Origin of the sequence: Flagellimonas beolgyonensis, assembly GCF_003992615.1 — a bacterium.
Classification (GTDB): domain Bacteria; phylum Bacteroidota; class Bacteroidia; order Flavobacteriales; family Flavobacteriaceae; genus Flagellimonas; species Flagellimonas beolgyonensis.
Window position 1 is genome coordinate 418,307 of the sequence record NZ_RZMY01000013.1, and the last position, 17,335, is coordinate 435,641.

17 protein-coding genes are annotated in these 17,335 nt (G+C 43.4%); 10 read left to right on the forward strand and 7 right to left on the reverse strand.

Annotated features, from left to right (window positions below):
- Positions 1-127: 127 nt before the first annotated feature.
- From EO131_RS08645 to EO131_RS08675, 7 genes are all read left to right on the forward strand, one after another.
- Positions 128-1,576: a glyceraldehyde-3-phosphate dehydrogenase gene (locus EO131_RS08645; protein ID WP_127020876.1), complete on the forward strand. Its 1,449-nt coding sequence runs from the start codon at positions 128-130 to the stop codon at positions 1,574-1,576.
- Between the two features lie 115 nt (positions 1,577-1,691).
- A complete protein-coding gene (locus EO131_RS08650; RefSeq protein WP_127020878.1) occupies positions 1,692-2,303 on the forward strand; it encodes a tRNA (guanine-N1)-methyltransferase in 612 nt (203 codons plus the stop codon).
- Positions 2,304-2,400: 97 nt separating this feature from the next.
- Complete coding sequence (gene trmD, locus EO131_RS08655) at positions 2,401-3,075, forward strand: tRNA (guanosine(37)-N1)-methyltransferase TrmD (RefSeq protein ID WP_127021402.1); 675 nt, start codon at positions 2,401-2,403, stop codon at positions 3,073-3,075.
- Positions 3,076-3,201: 126 nt separating this feature from the next.
- Positions 3,202-3,552 carry a 50S ribosomal protein L19 gene (gene rplS, locus EO131_RS08660; protein ID WP_127020880.1) on the forward strand — a complete coding sequence of 117 codons (351 nt, stop codon included), beginning with the start codon at positions 3,202-3,204 and terminating at the stop codon, positions 3,550-3,552.
- A gap of 632 nt (positions 3,553-4,184) precedes the next feature.
- Entirely contained in the window at positions 4,185-6,407 is a 2,223-nt protein-coding gene (locus EO131_RS08665) for an NADP-dependent isocitrate dehydrogenase (RefSeq protein WP_127020882.1), read from the forward strand.
- 142 nt (positions 6,408-6,549) lie between these two features.
- On the forward strand, positions 6,550-8,949 hold the full coding sequence (locus EO131_RS08670; protein ID WP_127020884.1) for a TonB-dependent receptor: 2,400 nt from the start codon (positions 6,550-6,552) through the stop codon (positions 8,947-8,949).
- A 4-nt stretch (positions 8,950-8,953) separates the two neighbouring features.
- Entirely contained in the window at positions 8,954-9,850 is an 897-nt protein-coding gene (locus EO131_RS08675) for a DUF4249 family protein (RefSeq protein WP_127020886.1), read from the forward strand.
- A gap of 7 nt (positions 9,851-9,857) precedes the next feature.
- Here EO131_RS08675 and EO131_RS08680 read toward each other — a convergent pair whose 3' ends face one another.
- Positions 9,858-11,177, reverse strand: coding sequence for a GntP family permease (locus EO131_RS08680; RefSeq protein WP_127020888.1), 1,320 nt, complete (start codon positions 11,175-11,177; stop codon positions 9,858-9,860).
- A 56-nt stretch (positions 11,178-11,233) separates the two neighbouring features.
- Between EO131_RS08680 and EO131_RS08685 the strand changes: the two genes are divergently transcribed.
- The gene (locus tag EO131_RS08685; protein ID WP_127020890.1) at positions 11,234-11,470 is read left to right on the forward strand and encodes a DUF6095 family protein; all 237 of its coding nucleotides are present in this window, start codon (positions 11,234-11,236) and stop codon (positions 11,468-11,470) included.
- Here EO131_RS08685 and EO131_RS08690 read toward each other — a convergent pair.
- Positions 11,467-12,171 carry a DUF4294 domain-containing protein gene (locus EO131_RS08690; RefSeq protein WP_127020892.1) on the reverse strand — a complete coding sequence of 235 codons (705 nt, stop codon included), beginning with the start codon at positions 12,169-12,171 and terminating at the stop codon, positions 11,467-11,469. The genes EO131_RS08685 and EO131_RS08690 overlap by 4 nt on opposite strands.
- A 102-nt stretch (positions 12,172-12,273) precedes the next feature.
- Between EO131_RS08690 and EO131_RS08695 the strand changes: the two genes are divergently transcribed.
- Both EO131_RS08695 and EO131_RS08700 read left to right on the forward strand, forming a co-directional pair.
- The gene (locus EO131_RS08695; protein ID WP_127020894.1) at positions 12,274-13,362 is read left to right on the forward strand and encodes a M42 family metallopeptidase; all 1,089 of its coding nucleotides are present in this window, start codon (positions 12,274-12,276) and stop codon (positions 13,360-13,362) included.
- Positions 13,363-13,911, forward strand: coding sequence for an NUDIX hydrolase (locus tag EO131_RS08700; protein ID WP_127020896.1), 549 nt, complete (start codon positions 13,363-13,365; stop codon positions 13,909-13,911).
- On the opposite strand, the gene hisS is transcribed toward EO131_RS08700, so the two are convergent.
- From hisS to rpsF, 5 genes are all read right to left on the reverse strand, one after another.
- Positions 13,895-15,283 (reverse strand): histidine--tRNA ligase, encoded by a 1,389-nt coding sequence (gene hisS / locus EO131_RS08705; RefSeq protein WP_127020898.1) that lies wholly within the window; start codon positions 15,281-15,283, stop codon positions 13,895-13,897. The genes EO131_RS08700 and hisS overlap by 17 nt on opposite strands.
- 303 nt (positions 15,284-15,586) lie before the next feature.
- Positions 15,587-16,057 carry a DUF6495 family protein gene (locus EO131_RS08710; protein WP_127020900.1) on the reverse strand — a complete coding sequence of 157 codons (471 nt, stop codon included), beginning with the start codon at positions 16,055-16,057 and terminating at the stop codon, positions 15,587-15,589.
- A 68-nt stretch (positions 16,058-16,125) separates the two neighbouring features.
- Positions 16,126-16,578 (reverse strand): 50S ribosomal protein L9, encoded by a 453-nt coding sequence (rplI, locus tag EO131_RS08715; protein ID WP_127020902.1) that lies wholly within the window; start codon positions 16,576-16,578, stop codon positions 16,126-16,128.
- Between the two features lie 13 nt (positions 16,579-16,591).
- Positions 16,592-16,888 (reverse strand): 30S ribosomal protein S18, encoded by a 297-nt coding sequence (rpsR, locus tag EO131_RS08720; protein ID WP_072882551.1) that lies wholly within the window; start codon positions 16,886-16,888, stop codon positions 16,592-16,594.
- 3 nt (positions 16,889-16,891) lie between these two features.
- Complete coding sequence (gene rpsF / locus EO131_RS08725) at positions 16,892-17,230, reverse strand: 30S ribosomal protein S6 (protein ID WP_127020904.1); 339 nt, start codon at positions 17,228-17,230, stop codon at positions 16,892-16,894.
- Positions 17,231-17,335 lie beyond the last annotated feature (105 nt).

A 17,335-nucleotide genomic window follows, 5' to 3' on the forward strand; every position in this document is an offset into this window, starting at 1 on the left:
TGATTTTCATTCATTATGGAAAAGCACCCGAAAATGGGTGCTTTTTTTATGCGAAAATCGTTTTACGAAAACGTTTGAAATATCTAATTTAGCCGAAATTTTATTCACACTAGCGCAACACCAATCAATGAGCGACATTAAATCTTACGAAAAAGAGCTTGCCTTTCAAGCAGATAGACGAAAAGCAACCACGGAATTTATAAAGATCATCAGCGATCTTTGGTACGATAAGGCCATCGAAGTGGTGCTTTTCAAAAACCAGATCATCGACAAAAATGTCAGCGACATCATCAACCTGCATGAATACGCTGGGGAATTTGTCCAAAAACCCATATCGATTTTCGATTCGGTGGAAATTTTACGGGCCATCAACGACCTGAACCTTCCACCTGCCAAACTTGACATCGGTAAATTGACCTTTGAGTACCATTCCGACGTGCACAACAACCTTAATGTAAAGGCATTCGTTATCGATAAATTGAAGGATGCCCAGACTTCGGAGGCCGTAAAACCCAAAGATGTGGTATTGTACGGTTTCGGACGCATCGGTCGGTTGGTCGCACGGGAGTTGATGGCCAAAACGGGACGTGGCAGCCAACTGCGTTTGCGGGCCATTGTGGTAAGAGGTGCCATCAATCAGGAAGTGCTGGAAAAAAGGGCGGCCCTATTAAAAACAGACTCGGTACACGGGCAGTTTGCCGGTACCGTAGAAGTGGATGCCAATAACAATGCGCTTTTGATCAATGGGACTACTGTGCGGTTCATCAATGCCGATAAACCCGAGGACATCGATTATACCAAATACGGCATTTATAATGCGTTGGTCATAGATAATACCGGTGCTTTTCGGGATAAGGAAGCGCTATCAAGACACTTGGAATCCAAAGGCGCCAGCAAGGTATTGCTCACGGCCCCTGGAAAAGAGGTGCCTAACATTGTACATGGGGTAAACCATAAAAGTTTCGACCCCGACAAAACCAAAATTTACTCGGCAGCTTCGTGTACCACCAATGCCATAACCCCAGTGTTAAAAGTAATTGAAGATTCGTTGGGCATTAAAAAGGGTCATTTGGAAACCATTCATGCCTACACCAACGACCAAAACTTGGTGGACAATATGCACAGCAAATACCGAAGGGGACGCGCAGCTGCATTGAACATGGTCATTACGGAAACCGGTGCAGGTCCGGCAGTGGCCAAGGCCCTGCCATCGTTAAAGGGCAAATTGACCTCCAATGCCATCCGGGTACCGGTACCTAATGGATCTTTGGCCATCCTTCATTTGGAGGTGAAGAACAAAACCACTGTGGAAGGCATCAATACCATCCTTAAAAAATATGCCCTGGAAGGGGATTTGGTGGAACAAATCAAATATTCCTTGAGCAATGAATTGGTATCGTCGGACATTGTAGGCACTTCTGCCCCATCCATTTATGATAGCAAGGCCACCATTGTGTCGCCGGATGGAAAAAGTATTGTCCTTTATATATGGTATGACAACGAGTATGGATATTCGCACCAAGTTATCCGACTTGCGAAATATATCGCCAAGGTTAGGCGTTATACGTATTATTAATGAACAAGGGAGGGCAAAGCCATACCCCTATCATTAGGCTTTTTCTTTTGATTTTGGCATTAATGGTGTAATTTCGCCCTACCCTTAATCTAAATTATACGAGAATTTATTGACCATGAAGCATTTACGAGCACTACTTACACTAGCCTTACTGATTCCTTTGGTAACGCTAACGGCACAGGAAGATGATACCCCTGTATCTGGAAACCAATCGTTAAAAGAGCAATTTGAGGAACTGGAACGAAAATCCACCAATTACCGTTCGGGCAATGGTGTACCTTATGAAGTAATAAAGCTTTCAGGACTTAATGAATTGAAAGCCAATATTTTTGACACCATCAGTACGGCCAACAAGAGCATAAAGGACCTTTCTGCAACCATAACGGCCAACACATCTGAAATTGAAAGCCTGAATTCAAAACTTCAAGAAACCACCAATAAGTTGAACGAAGTGACCGAAGAGAAGGACAGTATTTCCTTTTTTGGTGCGTTGATCAGTAAGGGCACGTACAATTTTATTTTATGGTCCATTATTTTTGGATTGCTGCTGCTGTTGTTGTTCTTCATTTACAGATTCAGAAACAGTAATTTCTTGACCCAACAAGCAAAATCTGCACTGGCAGAGCTGGAGGAAGAATATGAAAACCACAGACGCAGAGCACTTGAACGCGAACAGAAAATAAGCCGTCAGTTGCAGGACGAGCTCAACAAACAAAAGAAAGCATAAGATAAGGCTTCCCTCGGGGAGCCTTTCTTTTTTGGTTAGTGCCACTTTTGAACTAGGATTACTTACTTTTGCGCCAAAATAGAATGGCACCATGTCCATGCGAATCGACATTATTACCGTACTTCCCGAGTTGCTCAAGAGTCCCTTTGAAGCATCCATTCTAAAAAGGGCCATCGAAAAAGGATTGGTGGAAGTACATCTACATAATTTAAGGGACTATGCCACCGGCAATTACAAACAGGTGGACGACTACCAGTTTGGAGGGGGTGCAGGCATGGTGATGATGATCGAACCCATCGACAAATGCATTTCCGAATTGAAGGCACAACGGGACTATGACGATGTGATCTACATGACGCCAGACGGTAATACGTTGAACCAAAAAATGGCCAATGAGCTTTCCCTTAAAGAGAATCTGATCATTCTGTGTGGACATTACAAAGGTGTGGACCAAAGGGTTCGCGATATGTTCGTAACCCGGGAAATATCCATAGGCGATTATGTGCTTTCGGGCGGGGAATTGGCCGCGGCCATAGTTTGCGATGCCGTGATCAGGCTGTTGCCAGGGGTATTGAATGATGAAACCTCTGCGCTTACGGATACCTTTCAAGACAATTTATTGGCGCCACCGGTATTCACACGACCCGCAGAATATAAAGGGAAAGAGGTGCCGAAAATATTGCTCAGTGGCAACACCCCTGAAATTGAAAAGTGGCGCGAGCAGCAGTCCTTGCAACGCACTCAGGAAAGAAGGCCCGATCTATTGGAATAGGAATGGATCTAAAATTCCACAGAAACTCCTTGTCAGTTTTAAATAATGCATTACTTTTGCAATCGCAAAATTAACCTCTGACGATGTACGTGAAAGTTGGTTTTGATAAACGCTAAAAAACAGACAATGGAATCGCTAATAAAATTTGTTGAAAACGAATTTGTTCCAAAAAAAGAATTTCCAAAATTTTCGGCCGGTGACACCATCACCGTTTACTACGAAATCAAGGAAGGTGAAAAAACCCGTACACAGTTCTTCAAAGGTGTAGTTATCCAAAGAAGAGGTAGCGGTGCCACGGAAACCTTCACCATCAGAAAAATGTCAGGAACCGTTGGTGTGGAACGTATTTTCCCAGTAAATATGCCTGCATTGCAACGTGTTGAGGTCAACAAAAAAGGTAAAGTGCGTCGCTCTAGAATCTTCTATTTTAGAGGACTTACCGGTAAAAAGGCCCGTATCAAAGAAGTTAGAGGATAAGCACTATCCCATACAAAACAGGAAAAGCACCCTATTTGGGTGCTTTTTTTATGAACAATTGTTAATAACTACGGTTTATATCTTGTTGATTTTAAATTGGTTACAAAATTTGTTTATTCCAATCATTACACTACTTTAGTAAAAGAAATGAGAGCGGGATACCATCCCAATCAAGTTTCCAAAATTTTAAAGTGACGTTCTTTAAAAGCCGTGTTTTCTCTTTTAATTGGTAACACTACTGATCACAAAAGGAATTTCAAATTGGAAAAAGCTTCGGTGGATTTCAAGGAGAAATCATAAGTTTTATGTGCGGATGGAAGAGCAATTTTCTGTCCTGATAAAATTTAGGAAAGTTACGGTACACTTTGTCAAGTGCAGTTTAGTTGAAAAATTAATATCACTGGCAAGGCAAACGTCGAAGGGACGAAGGATGCAATCGACAGATTGCGGTTTTGTAGCAACACAGAACAAATCGTTTGATCCCATTCTGAAAGCCATATTTTCGTGCAAACGTAGATATGGCTTTTGTTTTTGTGAAAATCCCAACAAACCACCCTGTTTTTAGTAGAATCCATTCGTACTACCACCGCCATAAATCGTATATTTGCAACCGCTCAAAAAATTACATTTAAATGGCTAAACTATATTACACCAAAACTGATGAAGCGCCTGCACTGGCCACACTTTCCTTCCTACCCATTGTAAAATCCTTTACCGAAACCGCCAATATTGAAATCGAAACCAAAGACATTTCCTTGGCAGGACGCATCGCAGCTGTTTTCCCGGAATTTCTGAACGATGACCAAAAAGTGACGGACGATTTGGCCATTTTGGGGGAACTAGCCAAAACCCCTGAAGCCAATATCATCAAATTACCGAACATCAGTGCCTCTATTCCCCAGCTGAAGGAAGCCATTGAGGAATTGCAGAAAAAAGGGTACAATTTGCCCAATTATCCCGATGAACCCAAAACGGCAGAGGAAAAAGATATTAAGGCCCGTTACGACAAGGTCAAAGGAAGTGCCGTTAACCCAGTGCTCCGTGAAGGAAACTCTGACCGTAGAGCACCAAAAGCCGTAAAAAACTATGCAAAGGCCCACCCACATTCCATGGGCGCCTGGTCATCCGATTCGAAAACCCATGTGGCCACCATGTCACACGGCGACTTTAAATCGAATGAAAAGTCCATCACCATGCCCAATGCGGACGACATCAAAATTGAATTAGTAGGTTCCGATGGCAATAGTACGGTACTTAAGGAAAAAATTGCCCTTCTAAAAGGGGAAATCATTGATGCCACTGTAATGAGCAAAAAAGCCTTGGTGGAGTTTTTTACCAAGGAAATAGAAGATGCACGAAAAAACAACTTGTTGTTGTCCCTGCATTTCAAGGCAACCATGATGAAGGTTTCGGACCCCATCATTTTTGGTCATGCCTTAACAGTTTATTTTTCTGAGCTGTTCAAAAATTATGGGGATACCTTCAAACAATTGGGAATAGATCCCAACAATGGATTGGAAACCCTTTTGGACAAGATTGGGGAACTTCCAGAGGACAAACACCTAGAAATCAAAAAGGCCATAACTGAAAGCATTGAAAATGGCCCAGATTTGGCCATGGTGAATTCTGACAAGGGAATCACCAACCTACACGTACCCAGTGATGTGATCATTGATGCCTCGATGCCGGCCATGATCCGCAACTCCGGAAAAATGTGGGATAAAAATGGGGAACTTAGGGATACCAAAGCCATTATCCCCGACAGCAGCTATTCCGGCATTTACCAAGCCACTATCGATTTCTGCAAGGAACACGGTGCCTTCGACCCCAAAACCATGGGTACAGTGCCCAATGTGGGGCTTATGGCACAAAAAGCGGAAGAATACGGTTCCCACGATAAAACATTTGAAATTCCATCGGCGGGCAAAGTAAAAGTGATCAGTCTTTCTTCTGGAGAAACCTTGATCGAGCATGCTGTCGAGCAAGGCGATATTTGGAGAATGTGCCAAGTGAAGGACGCTCCCGTGCAGGATTGGGTTAAATTGGCCGTTTCCCGAGCGAGAGCTACCAACGACCCTGCCGTTTTCTGGTTAGATCAAGAACGAGCACACGACGCCGAGTTGATCAAAAAGGTGAACATGTATCTTAAAGACCATGACACTTCTGGATTGGACATTCGAATCCTTTCACCGATAGAAGCCACCAAATTCACCCTAAAACGAATGAAGGAAGGGAAAGACACCATTTCGGTGTCCGGTAATGTGCTACGCGACTACTTGACCGACCTCTTCCCTATTTTGGAAGTGGGCACCAGTGCCAAAATGTTGTCCATTGTTCCCTTGATGAACGGTGGTGGGTTGTTTGAAACAGGTGCCGGAGGTTCCGCTCCAAAACACGTTGAGCAATTTTTGGAAGAAGGACACCTTAGATGGGATTCGTTGGGAGAATTCTTGGCCCTGGCCGTTTCTTTGGAATTTTTTAGTGAAAAGAACAACAATGCAAAGGCACAGGTCCTTGCAGATGCCTTGGACAAAGCCACTGAGGAGTTCTTGAACAACGATAGATCACCTTCGCGAAAAGTGAATGAGATCGATACGCGTGGCAGTCACTTCTATTTGGCCTTGTATTGGGCCGAACAATTGGCCAAACAAAATTCGGATGCCGAATTAAAATCCATCTTTACAAAAGTATTCGATGCGATGTCTGCCAACGAGGCCAAGATTGCCCAGGAACTTATAGATGCCCAAGGCGCTCCTGTTAACATTGGTGGGTACTACAGGCCGGATGCAGCATTGGCTTCAAAAGCAATGCGCCCTAGCGAAACCTTGAACGCGATTTTGGCGTCCATTAAGTAACAATCTGTATTTTATACTATTAGAGCAGTCTAATTATCCAATTAGACTGCTCTTTTTTTATAATTGTTAAAGTTACCGACGGACTGGACGCCCATTTTAATGGAATGTCACAAATTTGTACTTTTAAAAAAATCAATCAAAAATGTCCAAATCCCTTGTTGCGTTATGGCTTGCCCTGTTAGGGCATTTTTTCTTTGCAACAGCCCAAGAGAAATACACCATAAGTGGAACCATTACAGAAGCCAACAGCAACGAAACATTGATAGGGGTCACCATCGCAGTTTCGGAACTCCGAACAGGAACCACAACCAACGAATATGGATTTTATTCCCTGACCCTTCCCAAAGGCACCTATCTGATTACGGTAAGCTATTTGGGATATCAGGATATTGTGGAAACGATAACGCTTGATCGCAATCTGAAAAGAGACTTCAGTTTACTGGAAAAAGCAGAGGAACTGGCAGAGGTTGTAGTTACCGATGATGCCGAACGATTGGATATCCGCAAACCACAAATGGGTGTGAATACCCTAAACTCACAAACCATAAAACAAGTACCGGTGGTTCTGGGCGAAGCGGATGTGATCAAATCCCTGTTGCTATTACCCGGGGTGTCCAATGCCGGTGAAGCCTCTTCCGGGTTCAATGTACGTGGTGGTGCTGCCGATCAAAATCTTATTTTGCTGGATGAGGCCACCGTATTCAATTCCTCCCACTTATTCGGATTCTTTTCCGTATTCAATCCGGATGCCATTAAGGATGTAAAGCTATTTAAAGGGGGTATCCCATCCCGATATGGCGGCAGGGTGTCCTCTGTACTCGAAATATTTCAAAAAGAAGGCAATAGTAAAGATTTCAAGATAAATGGAGGGATTGGTGCCGTCGCCAGTCGCTTGCTAATGGAAGGTCCTATTGAAAAGGATAGAACGGCATTTTTGGTGGGTGGTAGAGCATCCTATGCCCATTTGCTACTACCCTTGTTCGATGTGAACAACAAGGCGTACTTCTATGATCTGAACACGAAGATCAGTCATAAAATAAACGAGAACAACAATATTTACTTGTCCGGATATTTCGGACGGGACTTGTTCAGTATCAATGAAAAATTTGTAAATACCTACGGAAATGCGGTCGGTAATTTTAGATGGAACCATTTGTTTTCCGATCGCCTGTTTTCGAACCTATCCTTGATCTATTCCGATTATTACTACGGTTTGGAGCTTGATTTTGTTGGGTTTGAATGGGATTCCGGCATCCAAAACTTCAACTTGAAGTATGACCTAAAATATTACCTGAACGATAAGCTACAGTTGAATTTTGGCATACACAACACCTATTATGTGTTCAACACCGGTAAAATTGTGCCCAACAGTCCCGAATCTGGTATCGTACAAGAGCAATTGACCAAAAAATACGCCAATGAGAATGCGGTCTATATTGATGTTGAGCACGACCTTTCAGACAATTTAAGCGTGGAGTATGGGGTACGGGTAAGTCAGTTTAACCGATTGGGACAGGATGAATTTTATGTCTACCAAAACAACAATCCGGTGGATTTTGATAATTTAACTTTGACGTATAGTGAAGCTGAACCTATTGACAGTATAAATCCAGGCAGAGGGGGAACGTTGGAAAAATTCCTGAATTTCGAGCCAAGAGCTTCTATTTCCTATAATTTTAATGGCAAAAGTTCCATCAAGGCCAGTTATACCCGTCTTGCACAATACCTGCACTTGCTTTCCAACACTAGCTCGCCAACCCCTTTGGATGTATGGACGCCCAGTGGACCTTTTGTGAAACCACAACTCCTCGACCAATATGCCATGGGCTATTTCAGGAACGTTGAAAATGGTAAATACACGTTTGAAACAGAAGCTTTCTACAAGGAGATACAAAACCGAATCGACTATATTGACGGTGCCAATTTGATTGCCAACAATGCCATTGAACGGGTCATTCTCAATGGCGAGGCCAGAGCCTATGGACTTGAATTCCTTATTCGAAAAAATGAAGGGAAATTAACGGGTTGGCTCGCCTATACCCTTTCCAGATCTGAACAACGAACACCGGGCAGGACATTGGATTTTACTACCGAACAACCCAACCGTGAAACCGGCATCAATTTAGGAAAGTGGTATAACACGCCTTACGACAAAACCCATGATTTGTCATTATATGGCAATTATGAACTCAATGATAAATGGAATTTCAATGCCAATTTTATTTATCAAACGGGTCAACCCACCAATTACCCAATTGGGCAATTTGAATTTGAAGGGGTGAAGGTGCCCTACTATGGGGAACGCAACAAAGAGAGGCTGCCCAATTATCATCGATTGGATATATCGGCGACCCTTACCCCAAGGAAAAACCAAAACAGAAAATTAAAGTCGGAATGGGTTTTTAGCATTTACAATGTGTACAACAGAAAAAATGCCGCCGCAATCAATTTTAGGGAGAATGAGGACACGGGACGAAACGAGGCACTTCGCACTTCAATTTTTGGCATTATTCCCTCGGTAACCTACAACTTTAAATTTTAAGTCCATGTTAAAAAGAACATTGCAAATAGTATTGTTGTTGTCCCTGTTCACCTCATGTGAGGATGTCATCGAATTGGAACTTCCAACGGATGATAACCGGCTGGTTGTCGATGGCTTGTTACGTGTGGACAAAACCCAACAATTTATTGATGTCCGGCTAACATTACGGGAAACCAGTAATTTTTATGAAGAAAATCAAGCCACACAAGCCGAAAGTGTGCAAATTCACTATGGAGTATTAAACCAGGATAACCATTTTGAAAATCCATCCACTTCACATCTGGTAGAAGAGGTACCAGGAACCGGAGTATATGTTCCCGATTCCAATTCAGCAACAGACCAGCGCATACCCACTACTTCCGCCGAACAAGGCATGACCTTTGTTTTGGAAGTGCTACATAAAGGAAGGCACTATTTTGCCCAAACATTATATGCCCCTGCTGTGCCATTGGACAATCTGGAACAAGGCGACGGAACTTTATTTGATGAAGATGAAACAGAAATTGTAGTGACCTTCTCTGATGACCCCAACAATGATAACTATTATATATTCGATTTTGGTTACGGCGAATTTTTAACTGTTGAAGATCAATTCTTTCAGGGTCAACAATTTCAATTCTCCTACTTTTATGACAGTAGCCTCCAACCGGGTCAAGAAATCAATGTGAGTATATTGGGGGCAACCAAGGATTTTTACGATTACATGGGACTGATTGTTGAACAAACCACCAATAGTAATGGTGTTTTTGGTACTCCAGTGGCCACCGTTCGCGGAAATGTGGTTGAAATAACCGGACAAGACTATATTGATGTATTGAACAATAATGGGCAACCCAATGATTATGCCCTAGGTTATTTCGCGGTAGTCCAGGAGTACTCGCGAGCACTTACCATCCAATAAAGGAAGACTACAGGACTAGGTACAGCAACAATATAATCGAAATACCCACAATCCCCTGAAAAAGGGTACCCAGGGTATGTCCACGTAATGCCATTTTTACATTAATGTTAGAAAATTGGGAAACCACCCAAAAATAGCTGTCGTTGATGTGAGAAACCGTCATGGCCCCTGCCCCAACCGCCAAAACAACCAAAGCTTTATCCGTTAGCGAAAGTAAACCAAAGGTTTCCAAAAGGGGTGCAATAATGGCCGATGTGGTAATTATGGCCACGGTGGACGAGCCTTGGGCCGTTTTGAGTACCGCTGCAATCACAAAAGCAATCAACAGTCCACCCAAACCCGTGCTCGATTCCAAATTGATGACCGATGCGATATCAATCGTACGCAGTATGGCCCCGAAGGCACCTCCCGCCCCAGTGATCAATACAATGGCGCCTGCTTGTTTAAAGGCTTCTGCCACCCAGCCCTGTTTTTCCTCCGAAGGCGACTTTTTAGCGAGTACAAACGCAAAGAAAACACCAATCAACAGTGCGATGATGGGACTGCCCAAAAATCCTAAAACTTGAAATAGCATGCCTTCACCCAGGGGATGTGTGGGATAATCCGCCACCGATTTCAAGGCAATCAAAACAATGGGCGCCAAAAGTGGCAAAAAAGCTTGGTAGGGCTTCACCGAAGATGGTAGTGTTTCCGTTTCTTCGGTTACCTCGATTTCTTCGTTCTCGGTCAAAGTTTTCCCAATAAAACGGGCCCAAACATAACCAGTCAACGATACCGGAATGGCAACGGCAAGGCCCAATACCAAAACCAATCCCAAATCGGCACCTAAAATGGCGGCGGCCGCCAAGGGACCGGGTGTAGGCGGTACAAAAACGTGTGCTGAATACAATCCTGTTGCCAAAGCAATGGCAAAAACCAATGCCGGTATGCCCGTTTTTTTGCTAATGGCCTTGTTCAAGGAGGAAAGAATGATAAACCCGGAATCACAATACACCGGAATGGAAATCACGAACCCCGCCAAATTGATGGCCAATGGCGACCGTTTCAATCCGATCAATTTTAAAATACTATTGGCCAAGACCTGGGTACTGCCCGTTTTTTCCAAATAGATACCGATAACGGTTCCAAAAGCGATGACCAACCCAATGCTGGACAAGGTTTTGCCAAAACCTTCACCTAGGGTAGACATAATTTCTTGGGGAGCAAGTCCCAGCATAAAACCAGAGGCAATGGCTGCAATGGTCAATGAAAAAATAGGGTGCATTTTGAATTTTACCGTTGCCACGATGATGAAAATGACAACGACGCCAATTACCAGTAATTCCATGGGTATTTTTTGTGCTATTCTCTCTAAATATAAGCCATTATTCCTACTTTGGTCCCATGAGGCGAACAGACAAGGAACTTTTGGTAAAGGGAATCAAATCATTGGGGTATACCGTTATTGCCATGTTTTTGGGCCCTTTTTTGATCTATGAGGCATTCAAGAACCAGGGCCATCCCTTTTATTATCCCGTTTTGATATTGGGTATTATCTGTGCCATCTTGGCCATTTACCTCGGATTCCGTTCGGTAGGAATTGTAATGGATGCCGTTTTCGGCAAAAAGCAAAAAAACTAATCTTTGGGCTGAGGCGGGGCGTTCTTCCACTTGTTGGTCAGCTGGGCGTAATCGTAATCGAGTACCGATTTTTGTCGCTCCAATCGATTGGCGGCAAAGGCCCTTTGCAAAATATCCTCTATCAAGTAATCCTCATGGACGGTTTCGGGATGAAATTCCTCTTTTAAACTGATTTTGAACATACTGGCCGTAGTGTTGTACCAAAAGGCCCGCCAACCGCTCCGAAGTTCCTTCACCAAATCGAAAGCCGTGGTTCCCGTTTGACGGTGTATCAGTTTCACCAAGATCTGGCCTTCGGTACGGGTCAGTTTTTTCAGTTCGGCCGAAAATTCCTCCTCAATGTACTTCTGGACCTTTTTGGTGTATTTTTTTTGGTGCCTTCGCTTGGTGATGTGTTTCAGGCTATCGTTCAGTTCCACCAGCCGCTCCGCGGCCAATTTGGCATAGGGATACACTTTCAACGTCTTCCGCCGTAAGATCAAATAGCGCAAACGTTCGTTCTTATCGGCAAATTCGAGTTTGCCAAAAATATAGACCTCTTCCAGTGCTATGGAGCTGTAGAGAATGGAATCGCCAGCAAAACGCACATAGTAATCCTCTACCGAATCTTTGGGGTAAAAAATGGAATCGTTCTCCATTTCCTGTGAGTATCCTAAGACTTGGAACAGCACAAACGCTATCAAAAACAAGTTTCTCAACATAAACTTCCAATCGCAAGAATCCTACCAAAAGTAAGGATAAAGGTATGATTTGGTTATTAAATAAAAGTGAATATTCTTATGTTTGTGTACTAATTCAATCCTATGGCTACTGATAAAATCATCAACAAAAAATCCCTTGAATTTCTTGAAAAATATTTGAACAACCCCTCGCCTACGGGCTATGAGTGGGAAGGTCAAAAAATTTGGATGGACTATTTGAAACCTTATGTGGACGAATTTATCACCGATACCTATGGCACTGCCGTGGCCGTGATCAACCCCAAGGCCAAATACAAAGTGGTGATCGAAGGACATTCCGATGAAATTTCGTGGTATGTGAACTACATCACGGACAATGGATTGATCTATGTGATCCGAAATGGGGGAAGTGACCACCAAATCGCGCCCTCCAAATGGGTCGATATCCACACCAAAAAAGGCATCGTGAAGGGTGTTTTTGGCTGGCCGGCCATCCATACACGGGACAAGGGCAAGGAAGAACCACCGAAATTGGAAAACATTTTTATCGATATCGGTGCCAAGGATAAGAAAGAAGTTGAAAAAATGGGCGTTCACGTGGGTTGCGTGATCACTTATCCCGATCAGTTCCATATTTTGAACAAGGACAAATTTGTATGTCGCGCCTTGGATAACCGCATGGGTGGCTTCATGATCGCCGAAGTGGCCCGCCTATTACACGAAAACAAGAAAAAATTGCCATTCGGATTGTACGTGACCAATTCCGTGCAGGAAGAAATCGGTCTGCGCGGAGCCGAAATGATTACCCAGACCATTAAACCCAACGTGGCCATAGTAACCGATGTGACCCACGACACCACCACCCCGATGATCGACAAGAAGAAGGAAGGTGATGCCTCCATCGGTTCCGGTCCTGTAGTTTCCTATGCCCCTGCGGTGCAGAACAAATTAAGGGAACGCATTATTGAAACCGCAGAGGCCAAGAAAATTCCTTTCCAGCGTTTGGCTTCGTCACGATACACTGGAACGGATACGGATGCCTTCGCCTACAGCAACGGAGGGGTAGCATCAGCCTTGATATCACTTCCTTTGCGCTATATGCACACCACGGTGGAAATGGTGCACAAAGAAGATGTGGAAAATGTGATCCGCCTGATCTATGAATCATTGTTATCCATCAAAGAAGGGGAAACTTTCAGTTATTTTGATTAAATGGACGAGCTGGTAGACATTTTGGATGAGCAAGGAAAACCAACAGGAGAATCCTGTTTAAAGTCAGAAGCACACCGAAAAGGTCTACTACATCCCACGGTTCATATTTGGCTCTATACCCAAGATGGTCGGGTATTGATTCAACAACGCGGTAAACATAAAGACACCCATCCCCTACTTTGGGATGTTTCCGTCGCGGGACACGTGTCTTCGGGCGAGGAAATTTCTACAGCTGCCGTACGCGAAGTACAGGAAGAAGTGGGATTGTCCATTACAAAAAATGACCTGGAACCAATTGGCACATTTAGGGCAGTACACAAGATTGCGGATGATTTTATTGATGCCGAATTGCACCATATTTTTCTTTGTAAACTAGCCGTTCCTTTGGGTTCGTTGACCAAACAGGACAGTGATGTGGATGCTTTGGAATTGATACCACTCTTCAAATTTGCGGAAGAGACCTGGGGACTGGCCAATACGGCCAAATACGTGCCCCACGGCCCTACCTACTACAAAACCATAGTGAAGGCCATTAAAAGTCGGATTTGACGGCTTCGGCAAATTGGTGGACAGTATCTAGGCCATAGGCCTTTTGGTCACCGGTTTTCATGTTCTTGACGACAAAATTGCCATCCAAAAGCTCCTGTTCGCCTAATAAAATTACATAGGGAACACCGCGCTTATCAGCATATTTGAACTGCTTCTGTACTTTGGCATCGGTAGGGTACAGGTCGGCACGCAAACCTTCTTTTCGAAGTTCTGTGATCAATTTTAACGCCGCAAAACCTTCATTCTTTCCAAAATTGAGGCAAAGTACATCGAGGGAGGTTTCAATGTTTTCTGGGAACAGACCCAATTCCTCCAAAACCAGATAAATTCGGTCCAGTCCGAAAGAAATACCAACACCGCTCACATCCTTCAATCCAAAAATGCCCGTGAGGTCGTCATAACGCCCACCACCACCAATGGAACCCATTTGCACGTCTTCGGGTGCGGCTACCTCAAAAATGGCGCCTGTATAGTAGTTCAATCCACGAGCCAAGGTCACATCCAACTGTAATGTTGCTGACTGCAGTCCCAGCTTATCAACCGTGGTAATAATTTCATTGAGTTCGGAAACACCCTTCATGCCCACTTCAGATGCCACAAGAATATCCTTCAACCTCTCCAATTGTTCTGAAGCCGAGCCGGACATTTCAAACAAAGGTTGGGCTTTGGAAATAGCATTTTCAGAAATACCTTTTTCCAGCATTTCGGCCTTCACCTTGTCCTCTCCTATTTTGTCCAATTTATCGAGTGCCACAGTAAAATCGACCAATAAATGTTTGGCCCCGATCACTTCGGCAATACCTGACAGTATTTTGCGGTTATTGATCTTTATGGTGGTGCCCTTCAATCCCAAATCGGTGAACACGGCATCGTACAACTGCACGAACTCTACTTCCTGCAACAAGGAATCAGCCCCAACCACATCAGCATCACACTGGTAAAACTCGCGGAAACGTCCCTTTTGTGGGCGATCTGCACGCCAAACAGGCTGAATCTGGTACCGCTTGAATGGAAAATCGATTTCGTTCTGATGCATGACCACATAACGCGCAAAAGGCACGGTAAGGTCGTAGCGCAATGCTTTTTCCGATATTTTTGGCGTTAAAGAAGCAGAATTCTTGGAGCTATAGGTCACATCGTCCACCTTGGAAATAAAATCCCCGGAATTCAAGATCTTAAAGATCAAGCGATCACCCTCATCCCCATATTTGCCCATCAGGGTTTCCGAATTTTCGAAAGAGGGGGTCTCTATCGGTTGAAAACCAAAGGTTTCGAAATGTTTTTTGATGGTTTGGATGATGTGGTTGCGCTTGGCCACCTCTGCTGGTGAAAAATCTCGGGTTCCTTTGGGTATGGATGGTTTTTGTGCCATAGATGTTCAAATTCTCGTGCAAATATACAGGGTTTATGGATTGTTCATGGTATTGAAGTAACCGTCATTTCGAACGAATGTGAGAAATCTCCTTTTATGGTTAGATTTCTCGTCCCTCATACCTCGCTCTGTCGAAATGACAAGGATTGATAGTTGTCATACTGACCAAAGTGAAGCATGGCCAACTGTACCTTCAAATAGATTCTTCAGTCACTTTGCTTTTTTAGAAAAACCCTCTTAAAGTAATGGCAGCACCCCTTTAACCTTTATCTTTTAACCTTTATCCTTTAACCTTATTCCTAGTTATTCGATAATCTGGTCGAACCATTGGTAGAGCTCCCCCTTGGTGATTACGGCCCCTTGTTTGATGAGTTCAAACTTATCTGCGTTCTTATCCTCCCCGTACGCTTTGGAAGCTGTAAGGTATTCCACAAAATCGGATTGGAAATTACGCTTGAACCAATCAAAACCGATCTTGGTGCGTAAATCGATTTCGGGGTTCATTACCTTTACGGAAAGTAGTTTCATTTCCTTATCGGTCAAATGAAAAAGATGCATGTGTTGTTCGGAAACATTTTCCAGATATTCCACTTTGGAAAGCACCCCTTCCCAAATCAGGTCGCTGAACACATCGATTTCTTCTTCGGCCACTTCAGGTTGCTCCTTCTTGATTTTCTTCCATTCCTCTGCTGTAATGGACTGGGTGGCCAAAAAGTTGATGAATTCTGGATGCAGTTCCTCCAATTGCTCTTTTGAAAGTCGTTTGTATTTCATGGTGCAACAATAAAAAAGAGAGCTATGCACGCATAGCCCTCCTTATATCCAAATACTTATTAGGTATCTTATTTTGCTTCAGCAATAACCTCGAAAGGGAAATCCACAACAACTTCCCTGTGAAGTCTGATCACTGCTTCATAAGGACCAACACGTTTGATCGCTCCACCTTTGATATTGATGAATTTGCGCTCAATTTGGTGCCCTTCCTTGTCCAAAGCCTCGGCCAAATCGATATTGGTAACCGAACCGAACAATTTGTCACCAGCTCCTGCCTTGGCAGCGATACGGATTTCCAATTGTTTTAGGGCTTCGGCAATCTTCGTGGCCTCATCAACGATTTTCTTCTCTTTGTGGGCTCTTTGCTTAAGGTTTTCGGCCAAAACTTTTTTGGCTGATGGAGTGGCCAATGTAGCCAATCCTTGTGGGATAAGGTAGTTTCTGCCGTAACCGTTCTTTACGGTAACGATATCATCCTTAAATCCCAAATCCTGTACGTCTTCTCTTAGAATAAGTTCCATTCTCCGGTATTTTTTATTTCAACATATCGCCAACATACGGCATTAACGCAATGTGACGGGCTCTTTTAACGGCCTGCGCCACTTTTCTTTGGTATTTCAAGGAAGTACCGGTAAGTCTGCGGGGAAGCAATTTTCCCTGCTCGTTCACCAACTTCATCAAGAAATCAGGATCTTTGTAATCGATGTACTTGATACCTGATTTTTTGAACCTACAATACTTCTTTTGCTTGTTGGTCTCTATGTTCAGCGGGGTCAAATATCTGATTTCCCCGTCTTTTTTTGCTTTAGCTTGTTGCTCGATGGATGCCATAACCTATGCCTTTGCTTTTAATTTGGTTCTTCTCTTTTCTGCCCAAGCGATTGCGTGCTTGTCCAATTTAACGGTCAAAAAACGCATAATGCGCTCGTCTCTTCTAAATTCCAACTCGTAAGGACCAATGGCCTCACCTGGTGCTTGGAATTCGAACAAGTGGTAAAAGCCACTTTTTTTGTGCTGAATGGGATAGGCCAATTTTTTAAGTCCCCAATCTTCCTTGGAGACCATTTTGGCACCATTCTTAATCAAGAAATCCTCAAATTTCTTGACTGTTTCCTCTATCTGTGTTTCAGACAGAACGGGATTTAAAATGAAAACAGTTTCGTAATGGTTCATTATAATATATTTTAAAGGAGCGCAAAAGTAGTAATATTTCTTTCTCCATGCAAGAAAAGCGAAAAATCTTCGTTAAAGGTACAAGAGTTATTAACAATAGTTTAA